Annotated in this window: 9 protein-coding genes; 5 read left to right on the top strand and 4 right to left on the bottom strand. The window is 63.6% G+C overall.

Features of this window, described 5'->3' with window-relative positions:
- Position 1: 1 nt before the first annotated feature.
- From lpxA to lpxB, 3 genes are read left to right on the top strand one after another with little or no spacing between them, the layout of a single operon-like run.
- Positions 2-832 carry an acyl-ACP--UDP-N-acetylglucosamine O-acyltransferase gene (gene lpxA, locus AC1DX6_RS16305; protein ID WP_477314994.1) on the top strand — a complete coding sequence of 277 codons (831 nt, stop codon included), beginning with the start codon at positions 2-4 and terminating at the stop codon, positions 830-832.
- Positions 819-1,721, top strand: a complete 903-nt coding sequence (locus AC1DX6_RS16300; protein WP_477314992.1) for an LpxI family protein — start codon at positions 819-821, stop codon at positions 1,719-1,721. The genes lpxA and AC1DX6_RS16300 overlap by 14 nt, the downstream gene beginning before the upstream one ends.
- Complete coding sequence (gene lpxB / locus AC1DX6_RS16295; RefSeq protein ID WP_477314990.1) at positions 1,711-2,892, top strand: lipid-A-disaccharide synthase; 1,182 nt, start codon at positions 1,711-1,713, stop codon at positions 2,890-2,892. Before AC1DX6_RS16300 ends, lpxB begins: the two co-directional genes overlap by 11 nt.
- Before the next feature lie 46 nt (positions 2,893-2,938).
- Here the strand turns inward: lpxB and gltA are convergent, their stop codons facing one another.
- The gene (gene gltA / locus AC1DX6_RS16290) at positions 2,939-4,267 is read right to left on the bottom strand and encodes a citrate synthase (RefSeq protein ID WP_477247095.1); all 1,329 of its coding nucleotides are present in this window, start codon (positions 4,265-4,267) and stop codon (positions 2,939-2,941) included.
- A 179-nt stretch (positions 4,268-4,446) separates the two neighbouring features.
- Positions 4,447-5,871 (bottom strand): glutamate--tRNA ligase, encoded by a 1,425-nt coding sequence (gltX, locus tag AC1DX6_RS16285; RefSeq protein ID WP_477314988.1) that lies wholly within the window; start codon positions 5,869-5,871, stop codon positions 4,447-4,449.
- Positions 5,872-5,972: 101 nt separating this feature from the next.
- On the opposite strand from gltX, the gene AC1DX6_RS16280 reads away from it, so the two are divergent.
- Complete coding sequence (locus AC1DX6_RS16280) at positions 5,973-8,432, top strand: ComEC/Rec2 family competence protein (RefSeq protein ID WP_477314986.1); 2,460 nt, start codon at positions 5,973-5,975, stop codon at positions 8,430-8,432.
- Here AC1DX6_RS16280 and lexA read toward each other — a convergent pair.
- Positions 8,426-9,166, bottom strand: coding sequence for a transcriptional repressor LexA (gene lexA / locus AC1DX6_RS16275; RefSeq protein ID WP_477314984.1), 741 nt, complete (start codon positions 9,164-9,166; stop codon positions 8,426-8,428). The genes AC1DX6_RS16280 and lexA overlap by 7 nt on opposite strands.
- Positions 9,167-9,645: 479 nt before the next feature.
- Here lexA and kynU point away from each other — a divergent pair, with 479 nt between their 5' ends.
- Complete coding sequence (gene kynU, locus AC1DX6_RS16270; RefSeq protein ID WP_477314982.1) at positions 9,646-10,893, top strand: kynureninase; 1,248 nt, start codon at positions 9,646-9,648, stop codon at positions 10,891-10,893.
- 18 nt (positions 10,894-10,911) lie between these two features.
- On the opposite strand, the gene AC1DX6_RS16265 is transcribed toward kynU, so the two are convergent.
- Complete coding sequence (locus tag AC1DX6_RS16265) at positions 10,912-12,537, bottom strand: benzoate-CoA ligase family protein (RefSeq protein ID WP_477314980.1); 1,626 nt, start codon at positions 12,535-12,537, stop codon at positions 10,912-10,914.
- Positions 12,538-12,701: the final 164 nt, after the last annotated feature.

Raw genomic sequence — 12,701 nt, 5'->3', positions numbered from 1 at the left:
CATGAAAATCCAGACATCCATCCATCCCTCGTCGGTCATCGAGGAAGGCGCTCAAATCGGCGAAGGCGCCCGCATCGGGCCTTTCTGTCACATCAGTGCCGACGCCGTGATCGGTGATCGCGTTGAACTGGTCAGCCACGTCTCGGTGATGGGCGCGACCACCATCGGCGCCTCGACCAAGGTCTATCCGATGGCGGTGCTGGGCGGACCGCCGCAGAACACCAAGCACAAGGGCGGCCGCACCACCCTGATTGTCGGCGAGAACTGCACGATCCGCGAAGGCGTCACCATGCATCTCGGCACCGACTCCAGCCGTGGCGAGACGGCGGTCGGAAACAACGGCAATTTCCTTGCCTATGCCCACATTGCCCATGATTGCGTCGTCGGCAACAACGCCACCTTCGCCAATGGTGCGACGCTGGGCGGCCATTGCGAGGTGGGCGACAATGTCTATATCGGTGGCCTTACCGCCGTGCACCAGTTTGTCCGCATCGGCGACAACGCCTTTCTCGGCGGTTGCTCGGCAATCGTCGGCGACGTCATTCCCTACGCCATCGCCGTTGGCAATCGCGCCAGCCTGCGCGGCCTCAACATCATTGGCCTGAAGCGCGCCGGCCTGGCGCGCTCGGAAATCCATGTGCTGCGCAAGGCTTACCGGACGATCTTCGATCGCTCCCGTACCGTCGGCGAGAACATCGAATTCGCCAAGGCCGAGTTCGCCGCGTCGCCGACCGCCATGAAAATCATCGATTTCATCGCCAGTCGCGGCAAGCGGCACTACGCCGTCCCGTCGCTCAAGGGTGGCGACGGCGATACCGATGACGAAGACTGAGGTCAGCGGAACGAAGCTAGATCTCGCGCCAGGCTCCAGGGTCGGCATTATTGCCGGCGGCGGTAGCCTGCCGGTCGAAGTGGCCGTCGGCCTGGCGGAGCGGGGATATCCGCCTGTCATCATCCTGATGGAAGGCGAAGTCGACCGTATACCGGACCTCGCGAAGTACGAGCAGGAAACCCTTGCGCTGGAAGACATCGGCTCCCTTGTGCCGTTGCTGAAGCGACGCCGAATTACCCATCTGGTGCTCGCAGGAGAGATCAGGCGTCGGCCAAGGCTGACCAGTCTGCGACCAAGTCTCAGCCTGATCGCCGTGATTCCCGTGGTAATCAGGGCACTGGCCCGCGGTGACGACGGCCTGTTGAAGGTTGTGGCGCGAGGTCTGCAAGCGCGAGGCATCAAGCTTGTCGGCGCTCACGAGGTCGTCCCCGAATTGGCCGCGGCCGAGGGCTCGCTGACCAAGGCAGAGCCGCGAAAATCCGACTGGCGCGACATCGAGGCTGCCCGCGCGGCGGCAAAAGCCATCGGCGCCCTGGACATCGGCCAGGCCGCCGTCGCGATCGGTGGCCGGGTGATTGCCCTGGAAGGCATCGAGGGAACCAACGGGCTGCTTGAGCGAACGGCGCAATTGCGCGGTCATGGCAGGCTCGCCGGCAAGACCCGCGGTGTCCTAGTCAAATGCGCCAAGCCCGGTCAGGAACTGCGTGCCGACTTGCCATCCATCGGCCTGCAGACCGTCGCCGCAGCGCATGCCGCCGGGCTTGCCGGCATCGCCGTCGAGGCCGGGCGCTCGCTGGTTCTGGAAGGCCCCGCCACCATTGCCAGCGCCAATGCGCTGGGCCTGTTCATTGTCGGTTTGCCTGCGGCGGAGCTGGCGCATGGCCATTGAGAAACCGCTGAAGATCGCCATCGTCGCCGGAGAAGAATCCGGCGATTTGCTCGGCGCCGACATCGTACAGGGGCTCAGGCGCGCGACCGGCCGCGAAGTCCAACTGGTCGGCATTGGCGGCCGCCATTTGCAGGCTCTAGGGCTTAACTCCCTCTTCGACGGCAGTGAAATCGCGCTGATGGGGTTCAGCGCCATCCTGCGTGATCTGCCACGGCTGATCCGGCGGATCGGCCAGACGGCAAATGCCATCGCGGCTCAAAAACCCGACTGTCTCATCACCATCGACAGCCCGGATTTCTCGCTGCGTGTGGCCAAGAAGGTGCGCGCCGCCAATCCGGCGATCCCGATCGTCCACTATGTCTGCCCGAGCGTCTGGGCGTGGCGGCCGGGCAGGGCGGTGGCGATGAAGCCCTATGTCGACCACATCCTATGCATCCTGCCATTCGAGGTGAAGGCGCTCTCCCGCCTTGGCGGCCCGCCCGGCACCTATGTCGGGCATCGCCTCACCCATGATGCGGGCCTGGCAGGTGCTGCCAGGGCGCAAGGCCTGCCGCGCGACCTGTCCAATGACCGGGTGAAGACGCTGCTCGTGCTGCCCGGTTCGCGCCGTGGCGAAGTGCGCCGGCTGATCGAACCATTTGGCAAGACAGTGTCGGCACTGCGCGCGCGGGGGCATCGCTTGCGCCTGCTGTTGCCAACGGTGCCGCATGTCGCCGACCTGGTCAGGGCCTCGGTGGCGCGCTGGGACGAGACGCCGGAGATCATCCTCGACCCCGAACGCAAATGGCAGGCTTTCGGCAAGGCCGATGCGGCGCTGATCGCTTCGGGAACGGTGTCGCTGGAGCTGGCACTGTCCGGCGTTCCGATGGTGTCCTGCTACAAGCTCGACCCCATCGCGCGTCTGATCGCGCAGCATGTGATTGCCGTCTGGTCGGCGCTGTTGCCCAATTTGATCGCGGACCGCGCGCTGATTTCAGAGTTCTACGACCAGTATGTCAGGCCCGACAATTTGGCCCACCAGCTGGAAGCCCTTTTCGGCGAGACTGGCATGCGGGCCTGGCAAAAGGACGGATTCGCCGAAATCGCACGGCGCATGACGACCGACAAGCCGTCTGGCGACATCGCCGCCGACGTCGTGCTCCGCCACATCAAACCCGGCCACCACAAATAAAAAGCGCCCTTGCGGGCGCCTTTTGATGGTTCGGGTCCAGCGCTGCTCAGCGCTTGGCGATCGGCACGTAGTCGCGTTCCGGCGCACCCGTATAGAGCTGGCGCGGACGGCCGATCTTCTGGTGCGGATCCTCGATCATTTCCTTCCACTGCGCGATCCAGCCGACGGTGCGGGCGACCGCGAACAGCACTGTGAACATGGTGGTGGGGAAGCCCAGCGCCTTCAAGGTGATGCCCGAGTAGAAGTCGACGTTCGGATAGAGCTTCTTCTCGATGAAATAGGAATCGGTCAGCGCGATCTTTTCCAGCTCCATGGCGATATCGAGCAGCGGATCGTCCTTGATGCCAAGTTCGCCCAGCACCTCATGCGCGGTCTTCTGCATGATCTTGGCGCGCGGATCATAGTTCTTGTAAACGCGGTGGCCAAAGCCCATCAGCCGGAACGGGTCGTTCTTGTCCTTGGCACGGGCGATGAATTCCGGGATGTGGTCGACATGGCCGATTTCGCCCAGCATGTTCAGCGCCGCCTCATTGGCGCCGCCATGCGCGGGACCCCACAGGCAAGCGATGCCGGCGGCAATGCAAGCGAACGGATTGGCGCCCGACGAGCCGGCGAGGCGCACGGTCGAGGTCGAGGCGTTCTGCTCGTGATCGGCGTGCAGGATGAAGATACGCTCCATCGCGCGCGCCAGCACCGGGTTGATCTTGTATTCCTCGCACGGCACCGCAAAGCACATATGCAGGAAGTTGGCGGCGAAGTTCAGCTCGTTCTTCGGGTAAATGAAGGGCTGGCCGATATGGTATTTGTAGGCCATCGCCGCAATCGTCGGCATCTTGGCGATCAGCCGCATCGAGGCGACCATGCGCTGGTACGGGTCCGAGATGTCGGTGGAGTCGTGATAGAAGGCCGACAGCGCACCGACCACGCCGCACATCACCGCCATCGGGTGCGCGTCGCGGCGGAAGCCGGTGAAAAAGCGCGACATCTGCTCATGCACCATGGTGTGGCGCGTCACCCGGTAGTCGAAGTCGTCCTTCTGCGCCTTGGTCGGCAGTTCGCCGTAGAGCAGGAGATAGCAGACCTCGAGGAAGTCGCCATGTTCGGCCAGCTGGTCGATCGGGTAGCCGCGATGCAGCAGGATGCCGGCGTCGCCGTCGATGAAGGTGATTTCCGACTCGCAGCTTGCCGTCGAGGTGAAGCCGGGGTCATAGGTGAAGGCGCCGGTGGTGCTGTACAGCGAGCCGATGTCGATCACATCTGGCCCGACGGAGCCGCTTCGCACCTTGAATTCGTGCGTTTTGCCGCCGAGTTCCAGCGTTGCCGTCGACGTGTGCGGTTTGCCGCCAAATTCCAGTTTTGTCGCAGCTTCGGTCATTGCAAGCTCCTTTTGTTTCGTCATGCCGGCAAAGGCAAATATCTGCAACGCAACACGTCGAAGGCATCGGACTGCGCGCTGGCGCCCGCAGGGGGATTTCCGTGCCAGATTGGGCCAAGACCTAATGTTGCACTGCGAAACGTACCTTTCAATGCCAATCTTCTTGGGCCAGATCTCTCCTAATCGATTTGATCGGCGATGCGCGCCAGGCTTTCCTCGCGGCCAAGCACGGCAAGCACGTCGAAAACGCCGGGCGACGTGCTCTTGCCGGTCAGGGCTGCCCGCAGCGGCTGGGCCACGGCGCCGAGCTTGTGGCCACCGGCCAGCGCGTAGTCGCGGATAGCGGCTTCCGCATGGGCGGCCGTCCAGTCGCCTGAAACCGCCTGCAGCGCTGCGTGAGCGCCGCGCAGGACCGCGCGCGCTTCGGCATTGAGCACCAGCGATGCCTTCTCGTCGACCGGCAACGGCCGCTCGACGAACAGGAAAGCGGCGCCGTCGAGCAGCTCAACCAGCGTCTTGGCACGCTCCTTCAGGCCGGGCAGGGCGGCAAGCAACTGCGTCTTGCGCTTGTCGTCGAGACGCGCAGCCAGCGCCGGCCCGCCTTCGAGATAGGGCAGAGTGGCGATGAAGATGTCGAAGAGCGCCTTGTCGTCCATCTTGCGCATATGCGCGCCGTTGATCGACTCGAGCTTGGCGAAGTCGAAACGGGCCGCACCCTTGTTGACGTCGCCAATGTCGAACCAGGCAACCATATCCTTGATCGACATGATCTCGTCGTCGCCATGGCTCCAGCCGAGCCGCGCCAGGTAATTGAGCAATGCCTCGGGCAGGTAGCCCATGGCGCGATAGGCCTCGACGCCGAGCGCGCCGTGTCGCTTCGACAGTTTGGCGCCATCGGCACCATGGATCAGCGGGATGTGCGACATCGACGGCACGTCCCAGCCCATGGCGTTGTAGATCACCGTCTGGCGGGCGGCGTTGGTCAGGTGATCGTCGCCACGGATGATGTGGGTGACGCCCATGTCGTGATCGTCGACGACGACGGCATGCATATAGGTCGGGTTGCCGTCCGAGCGCAGGATGATGAAGTCGTCGAGATCCTTGTTGGGAAAGCGCACCTCGCCCTGCACGCGGTCGTGCACCACGGTCTCGCCCTCGGTCGGCGCCTTGATGCGGATGGCGCCCTTGACGCCCACAGGCGCCGCGGAGGGGTCGCGATCGCGCCACTGGCCGTTGTAGCGCGGCGGCAGGCCCTTGGCTCTAGCTGCCTCGCGCATCGCCTCCAGCTCGGCCGGCGTCTCGTAGCTGTAATAGGCCTTGCCCATGCGCACCAGCTCCTCGGCCACCTCGCGGTGGCGCGGCGCGCGCTCGAACTGCGATATGGCCTCGCCGTCCCAGGAAAGCCCGAGCCAGGTCAGCCCATCCAGAATGGCCTGGGTAGCCGCCTCGTTGAAGCGCTCGCGATCGGTGTCCTCGATGCGCAGCACCATCGTGCCGCCGGTGTGCTTGGCGTAGAGCCAATTGAACAGCGCCGTGCGCGCGCCACCGATGTGCAGGTAGCCGGTGGGCGAGGGGGCAAAACGGGTGACGACCTTGTCGGACATGGAACTCTCGGGGAACGTGGGAAGCGGGTGTGGTTTCGCGGACTTTCGCGCGTTGCGCGTTCATGTAGCATAGGAGGTCTAGGGCGCAAGGGGCAGACCCGATGGCAGGACGTGGCCGGGGCGCGGACGACAGCGAGGACGCGACCGCAAGCGTCAGCGAACGATCGCTGTTTGCCGATGGTCCCTATGCCGAGCCGCTGCCCGTCTCGCTGCCTGAGCTGCGACCCAGCATCCTGCCCGTGCCGCCGGATCAAGCCACGCCGATACCGGTCGCTACGCCCGGATCGGTCACCCGTCTGCGCAAACTCGTCCGCCGTTCGTCATGGCCGGCAATCCGCCGCAGCGTCGCTTCGGCCGCCGGCACGGAACTCGACCGCGGCGTTGCCTTCCTGCTGGTGCCGGTTTTCCTGGCCGCAGGCGTGACCTTCTACTTCTCGTTGGCCAATGAGCCGGGGTTTGCGCAGCCCATTGCCGTCGTGGTGCTGATGGCATTGTGTGCCGTTGTCTCACGGTCGTGGCCGAGGACGCATCTGTGTTTCATCGTGGTGATGCTGTGCGCGCTCGGCGTGCTTGCCGCCAAGGTCGAAACCTGGCGCGCGGGAACGCAGATGCTCGGTTCGGAAATCCAGACGCAACTGACCGGACGTGTCATTGGCCTCGATGAGATGTCGAATGGCCGCGTCAGGCTGACCATCGACGTGATCTCCACCGCCCGGCCAAAGCTGCGCTATGCGCCCGAGCGCGTCAGGCTTTCGGCACGGGAAATTCCCGCCGGGATGACCGCCGGCACGATAGCGACCGGCTATGTCCGGCTGTTGCCGCCAACCGGTCCTGTGCGGCCCGAAAGCTATGATTTCTCCTTTGACAGTTATTTCACCGGCATCGGCGCCAGCGGCTTCTTTCTCGGCAATCCGAAAATCGTAGCCTCCGGAGGCCCACCGCCGCTGAGCGCGCGCCTGTCTTCCTCCATCGAAAACGCGCGCGAGAGCATTGCAGACCACATTCGCGGCCAAATCGGCGGCGCCGAAGGCGAGATTGCCGCGGCATTGATTGTCGGCGTGCGCGCCGGCATCCCGGAAGAGATCAACGAGGCGATGCGGCGCACCGGCATTTACCACATCATCTCCATTTCCGGTCTGCACATGGCGCTGGTCGCGGGCACCATCATGGCGCTGCTGCGCGGCGCCTTTGCCCTGTTCCCGGATTTTTCCTCGCGCCGGCCGGTGAAGAAATATGCCGCGGCGGCGGCACTGTTTTCGATCGCGGCCTACCTCGTCTTTTCCGGCATCGTGGTCGCGGCCGAGCGCAGCTTCATCATGCTGGCGGTGATGCTGATCGCCGTGCTGTTCGACAGGGCGGCACTCACCATGCGCAATCTGGCGATCTCGGCCATCGCCGTCATCCTGGTGTCGCCGCACGAAGTGGTCGGCCCGAGTTTCCAGATGTCGTTTGCCGCCACCGCGGCCCTGGTCGGCGCCTATGCAGGCTGGTCCGACTACCGCGCGGGTAAGGCGACGTCGCCACCGCCGCGCCGCTCACCGCTTGCCTTCCTCAGCCGGAAATTCCTGTTGGCGACGGGCGGTCTGGCCATGACCTCGATTATCGCCGGCAGCGCCACAGCGCTGTTCGCCATCTGGCATTTCCAGCGTGTGTCGCCGCTCAGCCTGTTTGCCAATCTGGCCATCATGCCGATCGTCTCGCTGGTTGTCATGCCTTTCGCGGTTCTTAGTGCGTTGGCGATGCCGTTCGGCGCCGACGGGCCGTTCCTCTATGTCATGGGCAAGGGGCTGACAGCGATGATTGCCTTGTCGGCATGGATCTCGGAGCGCTCGCCGGTCGATGCGGTCGGGTTGATTTCGCTCAAGTCGGTGTTGTTGACAACCATCGCGCTGATCATCGCCACCATGGCAACGACATGGCTCAGGCTGGCTGCACTTCCTTTCGCGATCGCCGGACTGTTGACGATTTCCGACACACGCACGCCCGATGTGCTGATCTCGGAAGACGCCCGTCTGGTCGCGCTGCCGATCGGCGGCGGTGAGCTGGCCCTCAACCGGGCGCGTTCGAACGAATTCACGACCGACAATTGGAAGCGCGCCCTAAAATCCGAAACCATCGTCGAGCCCGAGACATTCGACGACAGCGGCGAGCAATTCGACATCGCCGACCCGGCTGAGCTGCCGCCGGGGTCGCCCTTCTATTGCAAGGCCGGGCTGTGCCTTGCACGGCATCCGTCCGGCGCCATCGTCGCCTATGTCGAAGACCGCAAGGAGGCGTGGAAAGCCTGTTCCTTTGCGACCCTGATCATCATCGACGACGCGACCGCCTACGACCCTTGCCGCAATCCGCTGGTCCTTGTCGTCAACAAGCGGCAGCTTGCCCGTCTGGGCAGCGCCGCAATCTTCTTCGACCCGCAATCGGCAACCAGGCCGCCGGAGATCGACTTTGCCGTCGACAAGCCATACCGCCTCTGGCATGTCCAACGAAAGTTCTCGCGCGAGGCGAGGGGCATGTCGCCCTACAAGAAGCCCGACAGATCAGCCGCCGAGCCGGCTCAGTAGCGCCGTATCAGCCCGACCAGCTTGCCTTGCACCTTGACCCGGTCCGGACCGAAAATGCGTGTTTCATAGGCCGGGTTGGCGGCTTCGAGGGCGATCGAGGCGCCCTTGCGGCGGAACCGCTTCAGTGTCGCTTCCTCGTCATCGACCAGCGCCACGATGATCTCGCCCGGGCTGGCGGTATTGGCATTGCGGATGATGACCGTGTCGCCGTCGAAAATGCCAGCCTCAATCATCGAATCGCCCTTGACCTCCAGCGCGTAGTGCTCGCCGCCCATGATCATGTCCGGCGGCACCGAGATCGAATGCGTCTGGTGCTGGATGGCGTCGATCGGCACACCGGCGGCGATGCGTCCCATCACCGGGATCGACACGGCGGCGACCACGTCGTCGTCATTGCCGGCCGAGGGCATACGGGACGGTCCTGGCTTGATTTGCCGCCCGAGGCCGCCGCCCTGGCCAAGACTGCCCTGGATAACGCTCGGCGAAAATTTACGGGCCGCATTGAGACCGGGCGCGATCGAGTCCGGCAAGCGCAGCACTTCCAGGGCGCGAGCGCGATTGGGTAGCCGACGAATGAAGCCGCGTTCTTCCAGCGCCGTGATCAGCCGGTGGATGCCGGATTTGGATGCGAGGTCGAGCGCTTCCTTCATCTCGTCGAATGAGGGCGGAATGCCGCTCTCCTTCAGCCGCTCATGGATGAACATCAGAAGTTCATGTTGCTTGCGCGTCAGCATGGCGGGCCCCCAGGGATTTCGAACCAGAATCGGAAAAACAAACCCAGAACAAACACTATCTGTTCCAGTTGTGTTCCGCAACCGTTTAAAGTTTAATGAATGTGTTAGGGCTCTGGAAATGATACCGCTGCGCCAGCGGCGCAGCCCCGCTTTCACCGGATCGCGCCTCATCGCCTTGATTCTGCTTTCGTTTGCCGCCTCTGGGTTACAACAAGGCGGCATTGGAATCGGCCGTCAGCCGGCAAAGAGGACACGGAACTGAAGCCATATCGACGGGGCGGTTTGGTTAGTGAACCGTGAACGAAACGAAGTCAAAACGCCAACCTTGGGTTGGCTTGGCTCCTGGTTTTCCACGTCTGGTCGGACAGCTTGTCATCGGTGGAACCTTGCCGCGCGATGCCAGGTGGTGGAAAAGCGCTCGTGACCGATGGATGCCGTCGTTCCAGCGTTGCGTCGAATCTTGGGGGAGCAGACAGACCATGACAGGAATTCCCGATCTCGTGGCCATCGAGGCGATGGATGCCGCGGATCCGTTGCGCGCCATGCGCGACCGCTTTGTGCTGCCGCAAGGGGTGATCTATCTCGACGGCAATTCTCTGGGGGCTGCCTCGCATGCCGCTTTCGATGAATTGCGCAAGGCAGCGACCGAGGAATGGGCGAACGACCTGATCCGCGCCTGGAACACGGCCGGCTGGTTCGATATGCCGCTCGAACTCGGCGACCAGCTCGGGCGCCTGATCGGCGCCTCGGCCGGCCAGACGGTGGTCTGCGACACGACCTCGGTCAACATCTACAAGCTTTTGCATGCCGCGATGGCGATGCGGCCGGAGCGGCCGGTCATCGTCGCCGAGGGCGACAGTTTTCCGACCGACCTCTACATGGCTGAAGGCGTGCTCTCGACAAGAAAAAACACTCAGCTACGCCTCTCGGGTTTCGACGCGCCTGATATCGAAGAGCTGATCGACGAACGCACCGCCGTGGTTCTGGTCAACCACGTCAACTACAAGTCCGGCGAGCTGCGCGACATGGCGGCGCTAACGCGCAAGGCCCAGGACGCCGGGGCGCTGATCGTCTGGGATCTTTGCCACACCGCCGGCGCGATGCCGGTCGAGCTCGACAAGGCAAACGCCGACTTCGCTGTCGGCTGTACCTACAAATATCTGAATGGCGGCCCGGGCGCCCCTGCCTTCATCTATGCGGCCGAGCGCCATCTTGCCGACATCCAGCAGCCGCTCACCGGCTGGTGGGGCCATGCCCGCCCCTTCGCCTTCGAGCCCGGTTATGCCGCGGGCATCGGCATCCGCCGGTTTTTGTGCGGCACGCAGCCGGTGCTGTCGATGCGCACGCTGAAGGGCGCGCTCGACATCTGGAACGATGTCGACATGACGGCAGTGCGAAGCAAGAGCATCGCGCTGGCCGACCTGTTCATCGAACTCGTCGAGGCCAAGTGCGGCGCTTACGGGCTGACGCTCGAAAGCACCCGCGACGGCGCCAAACGCGGCAGCCAGATTTCATTCATGCACGAACATGGCTACCAGATCATGCGGGCGCTGATCGAGTGTGGTGTGATCGGCGATTTCCGCGCGCCGTCGACCATGCGCTTCGGCTTCACGCCGCTCTATGTCGGCTACGCCGATGTCTGGCACGCGGTCGAAGTGCTCGAAGACATCTTGCGCAGCGGCGCCTGGAAGGATGCGCGCTTCGCCGTCAAGACAGCCGTCACTTGATCGGAAGCGCCGGTCTCGTCAAACGGTTTTCGGCGCGCGCAGCCGAAAACGCTGGATCTTGCCGGTCTGCGTCTTGGGCAGCGCGTCGACGAACTTGACCGACCGCGGGTATTTGTAGGGAGCGATTGTCGCCTTGACGTGGTCCTGCAGGCGTTTGACGGTTTCCTGGTTTGCCGCGACGCCTTGCACCAGCACGATATGGGCTTCGACGATCTGGCCGCGTTCGCTGTCCTCGGCGCCGATCACCGCGCATTCGGCGACGTCGGCATGCGAAAGCAGCGCCGCCTCGACCTCCGGCCCGGCAATGTTGTAGCCGGCGCTGACGATCATGTCGTCAGAGCGGGCGGCAAAGTGGAAGAAGCCGTCTTCGTCCTGCAGAAAAGTGTCGCCGGTGAGGTTCCAGCCGTCGCGGACATACTCCTTCTGCCTGACATCGGCCATGTAGCGGCAGCCTGTTGGGCCGCGCACCGCGAGCCTGCCCGTCGTGCCGCGCGGCACCTCGCGCATCTGGTCGTCGACGATGCGCGCTTCGTAGCCGCCCACCGGTTTGCCGGTCGACGCCGGCTTCATGTCATCAAAACGGTTGGAGATAAAAATGTGCAGCATTTCGGTGGCGCCGATGCCGTCGAGGATCGGCTTGCCAGTCTTTTTCGTCCATTCCTCGAAGACCGGCGCCGGCAATGTTTCGCCGGCCGAAACGGCAACGCGCAGCGATGACAGGTCGGCGCCTTCGTCCATCGCCTTCAGCATCGCCCGATAGGCGGTCGGCGCGGTGAACGAGATGGTCGCCCTGTAGGTCTCGATAATGTTGACCATGTTGGGCGGCGTCGCCTGTTCCAGCAAGGTCGCCGCGGCACCGAAGCGCAGTGGGAAGATGGCAAGACCACCGAGACCGAAGGTGAAGGCGAGCGGTGGTGAGCCGACAAAGATGTCGTCCGGCGTCACCTGGAGGATTTCGCGCGCATAGGCGTCGGCGATGATCAGCAGGTCGCGGTGAAAATGCATCGTCGCCTTCGGCATGCCGGTGGTGCCGGAAGTGAAGCCGAGCAGGGCGACGTCGTCGCGGCCGGTTTTCACCGCCGAAAAAACGACCGGCTTGTCGAGCGCCGCGCGATCGAGTTCGGCGTCATGATTGGCGGTGCCGTCGAAGCCCACGACCTGTTTGAGGAACTGGCTGTCGTTGGCGCAAGCCGCCATCTCGTCCATCAGCCTGACATCGCACAGCGCCAGCGTGATTTCCGCCTTGTCGACGATCTTGGCCAGTTCGCCGGCGCGCAGCATCGGCATGGTGTTGACGACGACCGCGCCCGCCTTGGTGGCGGCCAACCAGCAGGCGACCATTGCCGGATTGTTGGCCGAGCGGATCAACACGCGGTTGCCAGGTCTGACGCCGAAATTCTCGACCAGCGCATGCGCCAGCCGGTTCGTCCAGTCGGACAGTTCCTTGTAGGTGCGGCGGCGGCCATTGCCGATCAGCGCCGTATGGTCGCCAAAGCCTTTTTCGACCAGCCTGTCGGTCAGTTCGACCCCGGCATTGAGAAAATCGGGATAGGCAAAGCCGTCGAGCAGGAAGTCAGGCCATTGGTCCTGCGGCGGAAGATTGTCGCGCGTGAAGGTGTCGGTATGGGCTGTCGGTCCAAGCATTTCGCGGCTCTGTCCCCACCTGCTTTGTGACCATGGCATGCGTTGCCTGGACAGGTGACAACATCGCATCTGGCGAAAATTGTTTCAAGCCTAAAGGTTTTCGCCTCGAAGCATTGACGGTACCGCCCGCCATGCTCATTGCTACGCTGCAAAAGCCACATCGC

The sequence above is a fragment of the Mesorhizobium sp. P2_C4 genome (assembly GCF_056404575.1).
Note: the sequence above shows the minus strand (reverse complement) of the source record. Positions and strands in the feature narration are given on the sequence as shown.